The 16669-nt window shown below is 73.2% G+C and carries 14 protein-coding genes; 9 read left to right on the top strand and 5 right to left on the bottom strand.

The features are described 5' to 3' along the window. The first annotated feature begins 1 nt into the window (after position 1). From AC4BG9_RS17765 to holA, 3 genes are all read left to right on the top strand, one after another. Positions 2–1129 carry a ComEA family DNA-binding protein gene (locus AC4BG9_RS17765; protein ID WP_490572453.1) on the top strand — a complete coding sequence of 376 codons (1128 nt, stop codon included), beginning with the start codon at positions 2–4 and terminating at the stop codon, positions 1127–1129. Between the two features lie 5 nt (positions 1130–1134). Beyond that, a complete protein-coding gene (locus AC4BG9_RS17760) occupies positions 1135–3558 on the top strand; it encodes a ComEC/Rec2 family competence protein (protein WP_490572452.1) in 2424 nt (807 codons plus the stop codon). An 81-nt stretch (positions 3559–3639) separates the two neighbouring features. Next, the gene (holA, locus tag AC4BG9_RS17755) at positions 3640–4626 is read left to right on the top strand and encodes a DNA polymerase III subunit delta (protein WP_490572451.1); all 987 of its coding nucleotides are present in this window, start codon (positions 3640–3642) and stop codon (positions 4624–4626) included. 120 nt (positions 4627–4746) lie between these two features. Here the strand turns inward: holA and rpsT are convergent, their stop codons facing one another. Continuing rightward, entirely contained in the window at positions 4747–5007 is a 261-nt protein-coding gene (gene rpsT / locus AC4BG9_RS17750) for a 30S ribosomal protein S20 (RefSeq protein ID WP_490572450.1), read from the bottom strand. Between the two features lie 130 nt (positions 5008–5137). Further along, positions 5138–6097 carry a phosphotransferase family protein gene (locus AC4BG9_RS17745; RefSeq protein WP_490572449.1) on the bottom strand — a complete coding sequence of 320 codons (960 nt, stop codon included), beginning with the start codon at positions 6095–6097 and terminating at the stop codon, positions 5138–5140. Between the two features lie 136 nt (positions 6098–6233). On the opposite strand from AC4BG9_RS17745, the gene lepA reads away from it, so the two are divergent. From lepA to hemW, 6 genes are all read left to right on the top strand, one after another. Further along, on the top strand, positions 6234–8105 hold the full coding sequence (gene lepA / locus AC4BG9_RS17740) for a translation elongation factor 4 (protein WP_490572448.1): 1872 nt from the start codon (positions 6234–6236) through the stop codon (positions 8103–8105). 3 nt (positions 8106–8108) lie between these two features. Beyond that, positions 8109–9029 carry an aminoglycoside phosphotransferase family protein gene (locus tag AC4BG9_RS17735; RefSeq protein ID WP_490572447.1) on the top strand — a complete coding sequence of 307 codons (921 nt, stop codon included), beginning with the start codon at positions 8109–8111 and terminating at the stop codon, positions 9027–9029. An 11-nt stretch (positions 9030–9040) separates the two neighbouring features. Then, positions 9041–9688: an MOSC domain-containing protein gene (locus AC4BG9_RS17730; RefSeq protein ID WP_490572446.1), complete on the top strand. Its 648-nt coding sequence runs from the start codon at positions 9041–9043 to the stop codon at positions 9686–9688. 33 nt (positions 9689–9721) lie between these two features. Then, positions 9722–11188: a peptide MFS transporter gene (locus AC4BG9_RS17725; protein ID WP_490572445.1), complete on the top strand. Its 1467-nt coding sequence runs from the start codon at positions 9722–9724 to the stop codon at positions 11186–11188. Between the two features lie 163 nt (positions 11189–11351). Continuing rightward, positions 11352–13172 (top strand): AMP-dependent synthetase/ligase, encoded by a 1821-nt coding sequence (locus tag AC4BG9_RS17720; protein WP_490572444.1) that lies wholly within the window; start codon positions 11352–11354, stop codon positions 13170–13172. A 111-nt stretch (positions 13173–13283) separates the two neighbouring features. Further along, the gene (gene hemW / locus AC4BG9_RS17715; RefSeq protein ID WP_490572443.1) at positions 13284–14504 is read left to right on the top strand and encodes a radical SAM family heme chaperone HemW; all 1221 of its coding nucleotides are present in this window, start codon (positions 13284–13286) and stop codon (positions 14502–14504) included. Between the two features lie 30 nt (positions 14505–14534). On the opposite strand, the gene AC4BG9_RS17710 is transcribed toward hemW, so the two are convergent. The 3 genes from AC4BG9_RS17710 to AC4BG9_RS17700 all read right to left on the bottom strand — a co-directional run bounded on the left by AC4BG9_RS17710 (position 14535) and on the right by AC4BG9_RS17700 (position 16658). Continuing rightward, positions 14535–15389 (bottom strand): DUF3097 domain-containing protein, encoded by an 855-nt coding sequence (locus AC4BG9_RS17710; protein WP_490572442.1) that lies wholly within the window; start codon positions 15387–15389, stop codon positions 14535–14537. A 59-nt stretch (positions 15390–15448) separates the two neighbouring features. Then, positions 15449–15826: a hypothetical protein gene (locus AC4BG9_RS17705; RefSeq protein WP_490572441.1), complete on the bottom strand. Its 378-nt coding sequence runs from the start codon at positions 15824–15826 to the stop codon at positions 15449–15451. A gap of 70 nt (positions 15827–15896) precedes the next feature. Beyond that, positions 15897–16658 carry an MBL fold metallo-hydrolase gene (locus AC4BG9_RS17700; protein WP_490572440.1) on the bottom strand — a complete coding sequence of 254 codons (762 nt, stop codon included), beginning with the start codon at positions 16656–16658 and terminating at the stop codon, positions 15897–15899. Positions 16659–16669: the final 11 nt, after the last annotated feature.

Raw genomic sequence — 16669 nt, 5'->3', positions numbered from 1 at the left:
CATGCGCCCGCGTCGTCCCAGCCCCGAGCACGAACAGGCGGTCGCGCGCCGGCTGGCCCTGCTGTCGGCGGAGCTGGCCGCGGTGCGCGCCGAGCAGGCGGCCGCCGCGGCCGAGCCCGCTGACCCAGCAGCGGGGGAGACGGGCGACGGGGCGGGAGTGTGGGCCTGGGGCGAGCAGCACACCCGGATCCGTGGGCTCCCAGCCCCGGTGGCCCCGGTGGCCCCGGTGGCCCCGGTGGCCCCGGTGGCCCCGGTGGCCCCGGTGGCAGAGCAGTGGCCGGGCGCCCCGGTCCTCGCGGCACCGGTGCTCGCGGAGATGACGGCCCCGCAGACGGCACCCGCGCAGACGGTGCCGGCGCTGCCGCACCCCGGCCGCCATGCCGCGCGCCGCGGGGTCGCCGGGTGGCGGCTCGACCCGAGGGTGCCCGCCGGGATCAGGCTCCAGCCGGCACACCTCGCCGTGGTGGCCGTGCTCGTGGCGCTGGGCCTGGGGTGGACGACGTGGTGGGTGGTGGCGAGCGAGCCTCGCACCAGCGCGGTCCCGGAGCTGTCGGTCGACCCGTCGCCGGTGGCCGCGACCCCGCCCGTGGCCACGGGCGACACCACGGGGCCGACCGGCGCCACCGGGCCGGTCGGGGGAGCCCAGGACGGCGTCCCGGGTGCGGCCGCCCCCGGCGGGCCGGGCGGAGCCGAGGTGGTCGTCGACGTCGCCGGACGGGTGCGCCGTCCGGGGCTGGTGGTCCTGCCCGCAGGCTCCCGTGTGGCCGACGCCCTGGCGGAGGCCGGCGGACCCCGGCCGGGCGTCGAGCTGGTGAGCCTCAACCTCGCCCGGGTCCTGGTCGACGGGGAGCAGCTGCTCGTCGGGGTCCGCGCCCCCGCCGCCCCGCTCGCTCCGCCGAGCCCCGGCGGGCCGGGCGGAGCGGCGCCGGTGCCGCCCGGCCTGGTCAACCTCAACACGGCCGACGAGGCGATGCTCGACACCCTGCCCGGCGTCGGGCCGGTGACCGCCGCGGCGATCGTGGCCTGGCGCACCGAGCACGGCGGGTTCACGGCGGTGGAGGAGCTGCTGGAGGTCAACGGCATCGGTGAGGTGACGCTCGCCGAGCTCGCCCCCCTCGTCACCGTGTGAGCGCCATGCCGCGAGCCGGCGCCCCGCCGGCTCCCCGTGACCTGCGCACGGCGGCGCTCGGCGTCGCGGCGTGGGCCGGCGGGCTGGTCGGTCTCCGGGCGTCCGGCTGGGTGGTCGCGCTCACCCTGGCGGTGCTCCTGGCGGTGCTCCCTGCCATCCTCCTGGTCTCCCTGCGCGCCCCCCGCGTTCCCGGCGTCCCCCGCGTTCCCCGCGTTCCCGGCGTCCCCCGCGTTCCCCGCGTTCCCGGCGTCCCCGGCGTCCCCGGCGTCCCCGGCGTCCACGGTGGCGGGGTCGCGGTGGCCACCGTGGCGCTGGTCGCGGCCGCCGTCCTGCTCTCGGGCTGGGCTCGCGCCTCCCAGACGTCGTCGGGGCCGGTGGCCGACCTGGCGGCGTCCGGAGCCTGGGCCGAGGTCGAGCTGGAGGTCGCCTCCGACCCGCGCCCCACCCTGGGCGAGCACGGCGAGCAGGTGGTGGTGCGGGGCCTCGTCCGGCAGGTCGCCGGGCGGGGAGGGCGGTGGCAGGTGCGGACTCCGGTCGTGGTGCTCGCCGGGCCCGGCTGGCGGGAGGTGCCCCTGGGTGCGCGGGTGCGGACCGACGGCCGGCTGCTGCCCGCGGAGGGGGAGGTGGCGGCGCTGCTGCGGGTGCGCGACGGGCCCCCGGAGCGGCTCGAGGAGCCGGACGTGTGGTGGCGGGGCGCCGCGACGGTGCGAGCGGGGATCAGGGTGGCGGTGGCTCCCCGGCCCGAGGCCCAACGGGTGCTGGTGCCGTCGCTGGTGGTCGGGGACGACGCCGGGTTGGACCCCGCCCTGGCCGAGGACTTCCGGACGACCGGGCTGACCCACCTGCTCGCGGTCAGCGGCACCAACCTCACCCTGATGGTCGGGTTCCTGCTGCTGGCCGGCCGGTGGCTGGGGGTGCGGGGCCGGTGGCGCTACGCCCTGGGGGCGGCCGGGATCGTCGGCTTCGTCCTCCTGGCCCGGACCGAGCCCAGCGTCGTGCGCGCCGCGACGATGGGCTCCATCGCCTTGATGGCCTTCACCAGCAACGGGCGGGACAGAGGCATCCGGACGCTGGGTGCCGCCGTGGTGGCGCTGCTGCTCTGGGATCCCCGGCTGGCGGTCTCGGTGGGGTTCGCCCTCTCCGTCCTCGCCACCGCCGGCATCCTCCTGCTCGCGCCGAGGTGGCAGGAGTCCGCGCAAAGGTGGCTGCCCCGCGGCGCCGCCGCGGCGGTCGCCGTGCCGGCCGCCGCGCAGCTGGCCTGCACGCCCGTGGTGGCGGCGATCTCGGGGCAGGTGAGCCTGGTGGCGGTGCTGGCCAACCTGCTGGTCGCCCCGGCGGTCGCCCCGGCCACCGTCCTGGGACTCGCCGGCGGGCTCTGCGCCATCCTGTGGCCGGCGCTGGGCCAGGTCGTGGCGCTCCCGGCGGCCTGGTCGGTGGCCTGGATCGTCGCGGTCGCCCGGTGGGGCTCCGCGCTGCCGACCCCGGCGATCGGCTGGGGGACCGGGGTGGGAGCGCTGGTGCTCCTGACGGTGCTGTGCGGAGCGATCGCGGTGGCCGCGCCCTACCTGCTGCGTCGCGCCTGGCTGACGCTCGCCCTGTGCGCGGCCGTGCTCGCGGTGGTCGTCCTCCGACCGCCCACTCCGGGGTGGCCGCCCGAAGGCTGGCTGCTGGCCGTCTGCGACGTGGGCCAGGGGGACGCGCTGGTGGTCCGGGAGGGGGAGAGGTCGGCGCTGGTGGTCGACGCCGGACCCGAGCCCGCGGCCGTCGACCGGTGCCTGGCGCGTCTCGGCGTCGAGCGGGTCCCGCTGCTGGTGCTCACCCACTTCCACGCCGACCACGTCGGCGGGCTGCGCGGGGTGCTGTCGGACCGACAGGTCGGCGAGGTCCGCGTCTCTCCGCTCGGAGCGCCGGCGGAGGGCGTCCGTCAGGTGACCCGGGAGCTGTCTCGGGCGGGTCTCGCGCCGACGGTGGCCTCCCACCCGGCCACCGAGGAGCTCGGGCCGCTCACCGTGCAGCAGGTCTGGCCGGCGGACGGCTCGTCGCCACCCACGCACGTGCGGGGCGACGAGGGCGCCAACGACGCCAGCCTGGTGCTGCTGGTCGAGGTCCGGGGCGTCCGCATCCTGCTGACCGGAGACATCGAGCCCGAGGCCCAACGGCAGGTCGCCCGCCTCCTGGCGGGGGTGACGGTGGACGTGCTCAAGGTCCCGCACCACGGCAGCCGGCACCAGGACAGCCGGTTCCTGGCCGCCCTGCGTCCCCGGGTGGCGCTGGTGCCCGTCGGAGCGGAGAACACCTACGGTCATCCGGCCCCCGATGTGCTCTCCATGCTCGAGCGCAACGGCGCCCGGGTGCTGCGCACCGACACCTCCGGGGACCTGCTGGTCCTGGAGCGGGACGGCGTGCTGCACACCGCCTCGCTGGACTGAGCGGCCGGACCGGCGGCGCGCCGGCGGGGGCCGACGGCGGCGCCGGACCGGTCGGTGGGATGTGGCAGGCTGGTGCGCACCATGGCTCAGGGTCCCAGCGCATCCCAGGTCCTCGGCCGCGTCACCCTGGTGACCGGCAAGGAGGAGTTCCTCAACGAGAGGGCCGTCACGGCCGTGCGGCGTGCGGTGAGCGCCTACGACGCAGACGCCGAGTTCTCCGAGTCCTCAGCGGCCGATCTGACCGCCGCCTCCCTCGACGAGATGTGCGCCCCCTCCCTCTTCTCCTCCACCAGGTGCGCGCTGGTGCGGGGCCTGGAGGACCTGCCCGACGACCTCTACGACGACGTCCTGTCCCGGGCCACCGAGCCGGTCGAGGGCGTGGCGCTGGTGCTCATGCACGGGGGCGGCGCGCGGGGCAGCGGCCTGCTGGCCAAGCTGCGCAAGCAGTCCGCGGTGACCGAGGTCAAGGCGGCGGAGGTGAAGTACGCCGCCGGCTTCCAGGAGTTCGTCCGCGGCGAGTTCGGTCAGCTCGGCGCCCGCGTCACGCCGGAGGCGAGCGAGTTCCTGGTGCAGGCGGTCGGTCACGACCTCCGGTCACTGGCCGCGGCGGCCCATCAGCTCACCAGCGACTTCCCCGGCGAGCAGGTCAGCCTCGAGCTGGTCAAGCGCTACTTCGGTGGCCGGGCGGAGGCGAAGTCGTTCGCCGTGGCCGACGCCGCGATGGCCGGTGAGGCGGCCCAGGCGCTGGAGGAGCTGAGGTGGGCGCTCGACGGCGGGACGCCGGCCGTGCTCGTCACCTCCGCGGTCGGGCAGTCGGTGCGGGGGGTGGCCCGGTTCCTCGGCGCCCCCCGTGGGCTGCGCGAGGGCGACCTCGCCCGAGAGCTCGGGGTTCCGCCCTGGAAGGTCAAGACCGTCCGGGCGCAGGCACGCAGCTGGGACGACCGCGGCATCGCCCGGGCGCTGCGCGAGGTCGCGCGCGCCGACGCCGACATCAAGGGTGCCGCTCACGACGCCAGCTACACGCTGGAGCGGCTGGTGCTGAGCGTGGTGGCGCTGCGCTCCCGCTGAGCCGGGGGAGGGACGCGGCGACCGACCCGGCTCGTCGTGGCGCTCCTGAGACGACGAAGGCTGAAATGACGAAGGCGCCGCGCTCCCAGGGAGCACGGCGCCTCGACGGTTGGTCCTGGCTCAGAGAGCGGCGGACTTCTTCGCGATGGCCGACTTGCGGTTCGCGGCCTGGTTCTTGTGGATGACGCCCTTGGAGGCGGCCTTGTCGAGCTTGCGCGCGGCGTCACGACCGAGGGTGATGGCGGTGTCCTTGTCGCCGGTCTCGGCAGCCTCGCGGAACTTGCGGACGGCCGTCTTGAGGCCGGTCTTGACCGCCTTGTTGCGCTCGTGCCGCTTCTCGTTCTGCTTGTTGCGCTTGATCTGGGACTTGATGTTCGCCACTGAGCAACCTTCGGTCTCGGTCTGGACTGGAAAAGAAGAATAGGTGTGTCGGCTGCCTGGCAACCCCATGGAGGGTCGGGCGCCGGACATGCGGGCAAGAGATTACCAGTGGGCTCGCCGCCCACCCAAATCACTCGCCCGTCCAGCCCCGCCGCTCGCACAGCCACTGCCAGCAGACCTCACCCTGCCACCCCTGGTGAGCCCGGAGCCAGGGGGAGGAGGCCGGGACCGGCTCGGCCGCCATCCGCAGGAAGTAGCCGGTCAGCAGTGCGAGGAAGGAGTCGAGGTGCTCGGCCGGCACGTCGCGCAGCAGCGGCCGGGTGGAGATGACCTGCTCCACGTCGAGCCCGTCGCCGCGGGGGCCGACGAGCGCCATCAGGGAGTCGACCCAGGCGGCGCCCCGCACCGGCCAGTTCCAGTCGCACAGCCACGCCTTGCCCTCCTCGTCGACCAGGACGTTGTCGGCCCGGACGTCGGTGTGCACCAGGGTCTCGCCGTCGGCGCCCGAGGCGAAGCCGGCGGCCAGCGCGGCCGCCTCGTCGAGCCACTTCGTGCCGGGGCGTGAGCGGCGTACCGCCTCCCAGTGCGAGGGCCAGTCGGCCAGCTCGACCACCAGCGGGTCGAGAGCCAGCTCCTCGGGGGGCGGGGTGGCGGCCGCGGCCACCACCTCGAGCGCGTCCAGGGTCGCGTCCAGGTGGGGCCGGCTCCAGGGGCGCGGCGGGTTGACGCCGGGGTGGTGGTCGATGCCGAGGACCACCCAGTCGTCGTCGAGGTGCCAGGCCAGCCGGGGCGCCGGCACCGAGGCGGGAAGGGCGGAGAGCTTGCGCGCCTCCTCGCGGTAGGAGTCGGCGAAGGCGCGCTGGGCAATGGCCGAGGCCGCCTTCACGAAGTGCCGCGACCCGTCCTCGCAGACCAGCACCGAGGCGAAGCCCGGGGTGAAGCCGGCATCGCAGGAGATCGCCTCCACCACCGGTGAGCCGCACCGGCGTTCGACCCAGGCCCGGATGCCCGGGGGCAGGAACGGCCATCCCAGTCGCAGCGCCGTGGCGTCGGGCGGAGCGGGGTAGGCGGGGGTCGGCGAGTGGGGCACGGAGCGCATCATCCACCACCGGCGCCGGACACGGGGTGGCGCCGCGGGCGACGGGACCTGTCGCGAATCCCGGGAGCGGTCGGCCCCGTGGAACAATGGCCCCACCCGCACCCCACGTCGTACCCGAAAGTCATCCGTGTCCTCCAAGAGCGCCCCGAAGCCCGGACAGACCGACCCGTCGATCATCCGGAACTTCTGCATCATCGCCCACATCGACCACGGCAAGTCGACCCTCGCCGACCGGATGCTCCAGCTGACCGGGGTGGTGGACGAGCGCGCTGCCCGCGCGCAGTACCTCGACCGGATGGACATCGAGCGCGAGCGCGGCATCACGATCAAGAGCCAGGCCGTCCGCATGCCGTGGACGGTCCCGGCCGACAACGACGAGCTGGCCGAGCCCGGCACCTACGTGCTCAACATGATCGACACCCCGGGCCACGTCGACTTCACCTACGAGGTCTCGCGCTCGCTCGAGGCCTGCGAGGCCGCGGTGCTCCTGGTCGACGCCGCCCAGGGGATCGAGGCGCAGACCCTGGCGAACCTCTACCTGGCCATGGGCGCCGACCTGCACATCATCCCGGTCCTGAACAAGATCGACCTCCCCGGCGCCAACCCCGAGAAGTACGCGGCAGAGCTCGCCGGCCTGGTCGGGTGCGAGCCGGAGGACGTGCTGCGGGTCAGTGCGAAGACCGGTGTGGGCGTCGAGGGGCTCCTCAACGAGATCGTCAAGCAGACCCCGGCCCCCGTGGGCGACGCCGACGCGCCGCCGCGGGCCCTGATCTTCGACTCCGTCTACGACACCTACCGCGGTGTGGTGACCTACGTCCGAGTCATCGACGGCAAGCTGACCCACCGCGACCGGATCAAGATGATGTCGACCGGCGCGGTCCACGAGATGCTCGAGGTCGGCGTGATCAGCCCCGAGCCGGTCAAGGCCGGAGACCTCGGCGTCGGCGAGGTGGGCTACCTGATCACCGGGGTGAAGGACGTCCGGCAGTCGCGCGTCGGCGACACCGTCACCAGCCAGCACCACGGCGCCACCGAGGCGCTGGGCGGCTACAAGCACCCCAACCCGATGGTCTACTCCGGGCTCTACCCGATCGACGGCGACGACTACCCGACGCTGCGCGACGCGCTCGAGCGGCTCCAGCTCAACGACGCGGCGCTGACCTTCGAGCCCGAGACCTCGGGTGCCCTGGGCTTCGGCTTCCGGATCGGCTTCCTCGGGCTGCTCCACATGGAGATCACCCGGGACCGCCTCGAGCGCGAGTTCGACCTCGACCTCATCTCGACCGCCCCCAACGTGGTCTACCAGGTCGTCATGGAGGACGGCTCCGAGCTGACGGTGACCAACCCCAGCGAGTACCCGGAGGGCAAGATCTCCGAGGTCCGCGAGCCGGTGGTCAAGGCGACGATCCTCAGCCCCAGCGACTACATCGGCACCATCATGGAGCTGTGCCAGACCAAGCGCGGCAGCCTCCAGGGGATGGACTACCTCTCCGAGGACCGCGTGGAGATGCGCTACACGCTGCCGATGGGCGAGATCGTCTTCGACTTCTTCGACCAGCTCAAGTCGCGGACCAAGGGCTACGCCTCGCTCGACTACGAGCGCTCCGGCGAGCAGGCCGCCGACCTGGTCAAGGTCGACATCCTGCTGCAGGGCGAGCCCGTCGACGCCTTCTCCGCCATCGTGCACCGCGACGCGGCGTACGGCTACGGCGTGATGATGGCCGGCAAGCTCAAGGAGCTGATCCCGCGCCAGCAGTTCGAGGTGCCGATCCAGGCGGCGATCGGAGCCCGGGTGATCGCGCGGGAGAACATCCGCGCCATCCGCAAGGACGTGCTGGCCAAGTGCTACGGCGGTGACATCAGCCGCAAGCGCAAGCTGCTGGAGAAGCAGAAGGCGGGCAAGAAGCGGATGAAGAACATCGGCACCGTCGAGGTGCCGCCGGAGGCCTTCGTCGCCGCGCTCTCCACCACCCAGCCCTCGGAGAAGTCCAAGAAGTAGGCCGTGACCCAGCGTGGCGTGGTCCGGGTCCCGGACGGGCTCGAGGCCCGCCGCGCCCTGGGCGAGCCGTGGGTCTCCTGGCTGGACGCGCTGCCCCGGCTGGCCGGCGAGGTCGTCGCCGAGTGGGGCCTGAGCCACGACGGGGACGCCCAGCACGGCTGGTGCTCCCTGGTGCTCCCCGTGCGGGACCCGGACGGCGAGCGGCGCGTCCTCAAGCTCGGGCTGCCCGACGAGGAGTCCCGCCACGAGTCGCTGGCGCTTCAGCGCTGGTCGGGTGAGGGCGCGGTCCGACTCGTCCGGGCCGACCCGGCGCGCCGGGCGATGCTGCTGGAGCGGCTCGGGCCCGAGAGCCTGGAGAGCGTCTGGGACGTGGCGGCCTGCGAGGTCGTGGGTGAGCGCTACGCCCGCCTGCACCTGCCCGCGCCGCCCCAGGTCGGCCTGCTGGCCTCCAGCGTGGCGAGGTGGACCGAGGCGCTCGCCCGGCTGGGGCCCGGAGTGCCGCTGCCCCGGCGCCTCGTCGAGCAGGCCGTCTCGCTGGGGCGGGACCTCGTCGCCGACGACGCCTCCCCGGCCCGGCTGCTCCACACCGACCTGCACTACGCCAACGTGCTCGCCGGCACCCGTGAGCCCTGGCTGGTGATCGACCCCAAGCCGCTGGCGGGTGACCCGCACTACGAGGTGGCGCCGCTGCTGTGGAACCGCTGGGAGGAGCTGGCCGGAGACGTGCGCGCCGGGGTCCGCCGCCGCTTCCACGCCGTGGTCGACGCGGCGGGGTTCGACGAGGAGCGCGCGCGGGACTGGGTGGTGGTCCGGATGCTGCACAATGCCCTGTGGTGCGTGTCGGACGATCCGGACCTGGCGCGGCGTGGGACCCGGGAGCAGCTCACCACCTGCGTCGCGGTCGCCAAGGCCGTGCAGGACTGAGAGGGGGGCGGGTGGAAGCGCAGGTGCTGGCGGTCAACGTCGGCCGGCCCGAGACCGGCCCCTGGACGGGGCGGGTCGGGCGCAGCGCCATCCGCAAGCTGCCCGTGGAAGGTCCGGTGATGGCGCGCCGGACGGGTATGGCGGGTGACTCGGTCTGTGACCGCAAGTTCCACGGCGGCCCGGACAAGGCCGTCTACGCGTTCGCCCGCGAGGACCTCGACCACTGGCAGCGCGAGCTCGGCCGGCCCGTTCCCGACGGGCAGTTCGGCGAGAACCTCACCACCTCCGGGATCGACCTGAACGCCGCGCTCCTCGGTGAGCGCTGGCGGGTGGGGGCGGCTCTCGTCGAGGTGTCGACGGTGCGGACACCCTGCCGGGTCTTCGCGAGCTGGATGGGGCTGACCGGCTTCGACGACACCTCGTGGGCCAAGCGCTTCACCGCGCACGGGCGGCCCGGCGCCTACCTGCGGGTGCTGGAGGAGGGGGCGGTCGAGCGCGGCGACGGCCTCACCGTGGTGCACCGACCCGACCACGGCGTCACCATCGGGTTGGCCTTCCGGGCCGTCACCACCGAGCGTGCGCTGCTGCCGGAGCTGCTGGTGGTCGACGACCTGGCCGAGGAGCTGCGGCGCAAGGCGGGCACCCACCACGCCCGCTGATCCGGGTGGTCGGGCGGAGGTACCCTTGAATGAGTGAGCACATCTCGCCCTGGAACCACACGGGAGAGCCGCGACGACTCGTTCTTCGGTCAGCCGCGGGTCCTGGCCAACCTCTTCGGAGTCGAGCTGTGGGAGCGGTTCAGCTTCTACGGCATGCAGGGGATCCTGCTGATCTACCTCTACTTCAGCGTCGCCGACGGCGGGCTGGGGCTCGACCGTGGGGTCGCGGCCGGGATCGTCGGCGCCTACGGGGGATCGGTCTACCTCGCCACCATCCTCGGAGCCTGGCTCGCCGACCGGCTCCTCGGTGCCGAGCGGACGCTGTTCTACGCCGCGGTCCTGGTAATGGCAGGCCACGTGGCCCTCGCGTTGCTTCCCGGGCTGGTGGGCGTCGGGGTGGGCCTGATCCTGATCGCGCTCGGCAGCGGCGGCGTCAAGGCCAACGCCACGTCGCTGGTGGGCTCGCTCTACGGCGAGCACGACGAGCGCCGGGACGCCGGGTTCTCCATCTTCTACATGGGGATCAACATCGGCGCCCTGGTGGGACCGCTGCTGACCGGGGTGCTCCAGAAGGAGTGGGGCTTCCACTTCGGCTTCGGCCTGGCCGCCATCGGGATGGCCTTCGGGCTCCTGCAGTACGCCCGGGGTCGCGGCCGGCTGCCCGCCGAGACCCACCACGTCCCCAACCCGCTGCCGCCCGGCCGCCTCCCGCGCTACCTGGTGGCCGGCGTCGTGGTCCTGGCCCTGGTCGGCGTCCTGGTCGCTGCCGGGGTGATCACCGCCGACCGGCTGGACGACCTGGTCATCGGCGTCACCCTGGTCTCCACCCTCGCCCTGTTCGCCCTGATGCTCCTCGACCGGTCGGTGGTGGGGGCGGAGCGGAGCCGGGTGCTCGCGATGATCCCGCTGTTCGTCTGCAGCGCGGTCTTCTGGTCGCTCTACCAGCAGCAGTTCACCGTGGTGACCATCTACGCCGACGACCGGTTGAACCGCGACCTGTTCGGCTGGGAGATGCCGATCTCGTGGGTGCAGTCGATCAATCCCGTCTTCATCATCGCGCTGGCCGGCGCCTTCGCGGCCCTGTGGACCCGGTTGGGCGCCCGGGCCCCCAGCACGCCCGTCAAGTTCGGCCTCGCCGCGGTGGTGATGGGCGTGGCCTTCCTCGCCTTCCTCGCGATGCCCCAGGGCGAGGCCGCGGCGCCCCTGCTCGGCCTGGTCGGCATCCTGCTGCTCTTCACGGTCGCGGAGCTGCTCATCTCGCCCGTCGGCCTCTCGGTCTCCACCAAGCTGGCACCAGCGAAGTACCGCACCCAGATGGTCGCTCTCTTCTTCCTCTCGGTGGCGCTGGGCTCGGCGATCGCCGGGACCCTGGCCGGCTACTACGACCCGGACGACGACACCGGGTTCTTCCTGATCGTCGGGGCGGTCTCGGTCGCGGTAGGCCTGGCCGTGCTCGCGGCGAAGGGCCCCATCCGGCGCCTGATGGCCGGGGTGCGCTGAGCGCCGGACCCGCGGACGGGTACGGCGACCACCCCGGAGGGGCGAAACGCCCAAAACCGTCTTCAAACGGGGCATACGGCTACCCGTGGGTCACTTAGTGATCTACGTTACTCCCAAGCAGTCAGCCGGCGTATGCACGCGCCACGAACGAAGTCAGGGAGAAATGCCGAACAACGACACCAGCTTCATGGCGAACATGCACCCCAATGTCGCGGTCCAGTTCTACGACCGCGTCGCAAAGTCGCCCGAGCGCGAGGCGTTCCGGTACCCGACCGAGTCGGAGGCGTGGGAGTCGGTCACCTGGGCCCAGGCTGGGGAGATCGTCCGCAACCTCGCCGGAGGCCTGCTCTCGCTGGGTCTCCAGCCGGAGATGCGAGTCGGCATCGCTTCGAGCACCCGCTACGAGTGGGTCCTCGCCGACCTGGCCATCATGTGTGCCGCCGGTGCCACCACGACGGTCTACCCGACCACCAACGAGGAGGACACCTCCTACATCCTCTCCGACTCCGAGAGCCGGCTCGTCTTCGCCGAGGACGACGTCCAGATCGCCAAGCTGGTCAACCGCAAGTCCGAGCTGCCCTACGTGGCCAAGGTGATCACCTTCGAGGGCAAGACCGACGGCGACTGGGTGATCAACCTGGACGACCTCTCGGCCCTCGGTGAGGCCTACCTGGCTGCCAACCCCGGCGTGCTCGAGGCGAAGGCCGAGGCGATCCGCCCCGACCAGCTGGCCACCCTGATCTACACCTCCGGCACCACCGGTCGTCCCAAGGGCGTGCGCCTGCGCCACGAGTCGTGGGTCTACGAGGGCAGCGCCATCGCCTCGCTGGGCATCCTCGGCGAGGACGACCTGCAGTTCCTCTGGCTCCCGATGGCCCACTCCTTCGGCAAGGTGCTGCTCTCGACCCAGATGGCGTGCGGCTTCCCGACCGCCATCGACGGCCGCGTCGAGAAGATCGTGGAGAACCTCGGCATCGTCAAGCCGACCTTCATGGGTGCGGCCCCCCGCATCTTCGAGAAGGCCCACGGCAAGATCGTCACCATGCAGGCCGCCGAGGGCGGTGCCAAGGAGAAGATCTTCAAGAAGGCCTTCGAGGTCGGCATCGAGGTCGACCGCCTCCGGGCCGAGGGCCGCCCGATCCCCTTCGGCCTGGGCCTGAAGCACAAGGTGCTCGACAAGCTGGTCTTCGCCAAGATCCGCGACCGCTTCGGAGGACGCGTCCGCTTCTTCATCTCGGGTGCGGCCGCGCTCAACCAGGACATCGCCGAGTGGTTCGGCGCCGCCGGGATCACCATCCTCGAGGGCTACGGCCTGACGGAGACCTCCGCCGGCACCTTCGTCAACCACCCCGACCAGAACAAGTTCGGCACGGTGGGCCCCCCGTTCCCCGGCACCGAGGTCAAGCTCGGCGAGAACGACGAGGTCCTCATCAAGGGCCCCGGTGTGATGGAGGGCTACCACAACCTGCCGGAGGAGACCGCCAAGGCGCTCACCCCCGACGGCTGGCTGCACACCGGTGACAAGGGGACGCTCGACGAGGACGGGCACCTCAAGATCACCGGCCGGATCAAGGAGCTCTTCAAGACCTCCGGCGGCAAGTACATCGCCCCGCCGGCCATCGAGTCGAAGTTCAAGGCCGTCTGCCCCTACGCCAGCCAGTTCATGGTCTTCGGTGACGAGCGCAACTACTGCGTCGCGCTGGTCACCCTCGACCCGGACGCCATGGTGACCTGGGCCGAGGAGAACGACATGGCCGGCGCCTCCTACACCGAGATCGTGCGCAGCCCGAAGGTCCGCGAGATGGTCCAGGGCTACGTCGACGAGATGAACTCCCAGCTCAACCGCTGGGAGACCATCAAGAAGTGGGAGCTGCTCGACCACGACCTGAGCGTGGAGTCCGGCGAGCTGACCCCGTCGATGAAGGTCAAGCGCAACGTCGTCGAGGGCAACTACAGCGACCTGATCGAGAAGATGTACGTCTGACCCTCGCCCCGGCGCGACGCGCGCCGAGGACGACCAGCAGGGCCCCGCGGTGACCGCGGGGCCCTGCTCGGCGTTTCCGCCCCGCGCCCAGGGGCGTGGTGGGATGGGCGGGTGCCATCAGCGTTGCCAGCCGGTGAACCGGCCCCCGAGGACGGGTCGCTCCCGCTCCACGCCCTGGCGGGGGCGCAGGACCGTCCCCTCGCCGTCTACCTGCACGTGCCCTTCTGCCGGGTGCGGTGCGGCTACTGCGACTTCAACACCTACACCCCCTCCGAGCTGGGCGACGTGGGTGGCACCTCGATGGCCTCCTACGCCGACCAGGCGGTCGCGGAGATCAAGCTGGCGCGCCGGGTGCTGGGGGAGGCGGCCCGGGAGGTCACGACCGTCTTCGTGGGGGGCGGCACCCCCACCCTGCTCCCGGCCGGCGACCTGGCCGCGATGCTCGGTGCGGTCCGCACCGAGCTGGGGCTGGCGCCGGACGCGGAGGTCACCACCGAGGCCAACCCCGACAGCGTCACCCCGCAGGGGCTGGCCCAGCTGCGGGAGGCCGGCTTCACCCGCATCTCCTTCGGCATGCAGTCGGCCGTCCCGCACGTGCTGGCCACCCTGGACCGGACGCACGACCCGGCGCGCGTCCCGCTCGCGGTCGAGTGGGCGCGGGCGGCGGGCTTCGAGGAGGTCAGCCTCGACCTGATCTACGGCACCCCGGGGGAGAGCCAGGACGACTGGGCGGTCTCGCTGGAGTCGGCGCTGGCCTCGGCGCCCGACCACGTCTCGGCCTACTCGCTGATCGTGGAGCCGGGCACGGCACTGGCGCGGAGGGTGCGGCGCGGTGAGGTGCCGATGCCGGACGACGACGACCTCGCCGACAAGTACCTGAGGGCCGACGAGCGGCTCAGCGCGGCCGGGATGGAGTGGTACGAGGTCTCCAACTGGGCCCGCCGGCCCGAGAGCCGGTGCCTGCACAACCTCCTCTACTGGCGCGGGGCCGACTGGTGGGGTGTCGGCCCGGGCGCCCACTCCCACGTCGGCGGCGTGCGCTGGTGGAACGTCAAGCACCCCGCGGCGTACGCCACCCGGCTCGCCGCTGGCCTGAGTCCGGCACAGGGGCGTGAGGTGCTCACCGCCGCCGACCAGCACGTGGAACGGGTCCTGCTGGAGCTGCGGCTGCGTGAGGGCCTGCCGCTGGAGGTGCTCTCGGCGGCCGAGCGGGCCGGCGTCCCCGGCGTCGTCGCCCGCGGGCTGGCGGTGGAGTCGGGGGACCGGCTGGTCCTCACCCGCGACGGACGGCTGCTGGCCGACGCGGTCGTCCGCGACCTGCTGGTCGACTGAGCCCGCCCGACGGCGGTCCGGGAGCCGCTCTCAGGGCGCGGTGACGAAGTCGATCAGCTCCTCGACCCGGCCGAGCAGGGCGGGGTCGAGGTCCTGGAAGCCGCGCACACCGCCGAGGACGTGCTTCCAGGCGCGCGCGATGTCGGCCTGGTCCCGGTGCGGCCAGCCCAGCTGCTGGCAGGTGCCCTTCTTCCAGTCGATCGAGCGCGGCACGTCGGGCCAGCGGGTGAAGCCGAGGCGCTCGGGCTTGACGGCCTGCCAGATGTCGATGAACGGGTGGCCCACGATCAGCACGTGCTTGCCCACCGGCGAGCGCATGATCCCCTGGGCGATCCGGCTCTCCTTGGAGCCGGGGACCAGGTGGTCGACCAGCACGCCGACGCGGCGCTCGGGTCCGGGCTTGAAGTCCTTGAGGTGGTCGGCCAGGTCGTCCACGCCGCCCAGGAACTCCACCACGACGCCCTCGATGCGCAGGTCGTCGCCCCAGACCTTCTCGACGAGCTCGGCGTCGTGCCGGCCCTCCACGAAGATCCGGCTCTGCCGGGCGACCCGGGCCTTGGCTCCGTGGACCGCCACCGACCCCGAGGCGGTCCGGGTGGCCTTGGCCGGGGCGGCGCGCTGGACCGGCGGGGTCAGGACCACCGGGGCGCCCTCGAGCAGGAAGCCGGGGCCCATCGGGAAGGTCCGCCGCTTGCGCCGGCGATCCTCCAGGGTGATCGTCCGCAGGTCGCGGTCCATGGCGACGATCTCGCCGCACCACTCGGTGGTGACCTCCTCGACCACGAGGCCGAGCTCGGCGGCCCGCTCCTGGGCGCGACCCCGCTTGGGGGCGCGCCAGTCGCCGGAGAGGACGTCGGAACCGTAGCGGTCGGTGGGGGAAGGCACCGGTCCACGCTAGGACGCCGGGGGTCCGCCCGGCGTGAGGACGCGCGGAGCCGTCCAGATCATCCGCCGCTGATCCCGGCCTGACCCTGGTCGCCGGAGTCCTGCATCGCCTCCGCGTCGGTGGCGGGCTCGTCCGCGTCGTCGGCCCCGGACCTGTCGGCGTCGTCGCCCTCCTCGAGCACCGCGAGCTCCTCCTGCGACTTGGTGGCCGGGTCGTCGGGGTCCAACGGGTCGGCGAGGGGGTTGTCCTCGCCCGGCTTGAGGTCGTCGGGCAGCTGCTCGTCGGAGATGGTGGCGACCGAGCGGTCCTGCGGGGCCGCGTCGTCCGAGCCGTGGTCGGCGTCGGCCTCGCTGGTGGTGCTGTGCGCCTGGGGCAGGTCGGGGGTCTCGGAGGTGTCGGTCATGGCCTCGGCGTACCCGCGGGTGAGTCGAGTCACACCTGGAATGCTCGGCAGGGGTGCCGGGCCGGGAGGCCGCGGGGCAGTCTGCAGGGCGGCCGGCGGTGCCTCACACCAGGGGGAGCTGACGCTGCGACCGGGGCAGCTGGTCGTAGGCCCGGTCCACGGCCGGGGCCACGTGCTCGAGCGGGAAGGGCCAGCTGGCCGCGGCGAGCGCCTCGGTGCGTGGCACCCCGCGTCCGGCCAGGTCGCGCAGGGTCTCCGCGACCGTGCCGATGTCGCCGCGCTGCTGCTCGAGGAAGTCGCGGTCCACCGGGGCCCCGTGGCCCGGGACGACGACGGTGCCGGGTGTGGTGAGACCCAGCACCAGGTCGAGCGCGACCGGCCACTCCATCGGCCACGAGTCGTCGCCGTACCAGGGGGCGGTGGACTCCGTCACCAGGTCGCCGACGACCAGGACGTCGGCGTCGCCGACCCGGACCACCAGGTCGCCCCCGGTGTGGGCGCGCCCGGGATGGAAGAGCTCGACGACCCGGTCGCCGAGCTCGACCACGTGCACCGAGGAGAAGGTCCGGGTGACCTCCGGCACGTCGGCGTCCTCGTGTGCCACCACCGCGGCGTCGGGGAAGGCGGAGACGAGGGCGTCGTTGCCGCCGACGTGGGCGACGTGGTCGTGGGTGTTCACCACGGCGACCACCTCGCCGACGTCGAGGGCCCGCACCTGCTCGACCAGCTCGCGGCCGGCCTCCTCGGACTCCCCGGTGTCGACGACCAGCGCTCCCCGGGCACCTCCGACCACGGTGACGTTGACGTCGTGGGCGGCGTACCGTGCCACCCAGACCCGGTCCGCGACCTGCTGGAACTCCGGCATGTACGTGAGCC

This window comes from Nocardioides sp. Z40_12 (genome assembly GCF_058215795.1).
The sequence above is the reverse complement of the archived record's forward strand: the minus strand, read 5'-3'. Positions and strand labels throughout refer to the sequence as shown.

Excerpts from the sequence above, each read along its gene's own strand:
- AC4BG9_RS17765 (WP_490572453.1), top strand. The coding sequence starts at position 2 with ATGCGCCCGCGTCGTCCCAGCCCCGAGCACGAACAGGCGGTCGCGCGC.
- AC4BG9_RS17720 (WP_490572444.1), top strand. The coding sequence starts at position 11,352 with ATGCCGAACAACGACACCAGCTTCATGGCGAACATGCACCCCAATGTC.
- AC4BG9_RS17700 (WP_490572440.1), bottom strand. The coding sequence starts at position 16,658 with ATGCCGGAGTTCCAGCAGGTCGCGGACCGGGTCTGGGTGGCACGGTAC.
- AC4BG9_RS17760 (WP_490572452.1), top strand. The coding sequence starts at position 1,135 with ATGCCGCGAGCCGGCGCCCCGCCGGCTCCCCGTGACCTGCGCACGGCG.
- holA (WP_490572451.1), top strand. The coding sequence starts at position 3,640 with ATGGCTCAGGGTCCCAGCGCATCCCAGGTCCTCGGCCGCGTCACCCTG.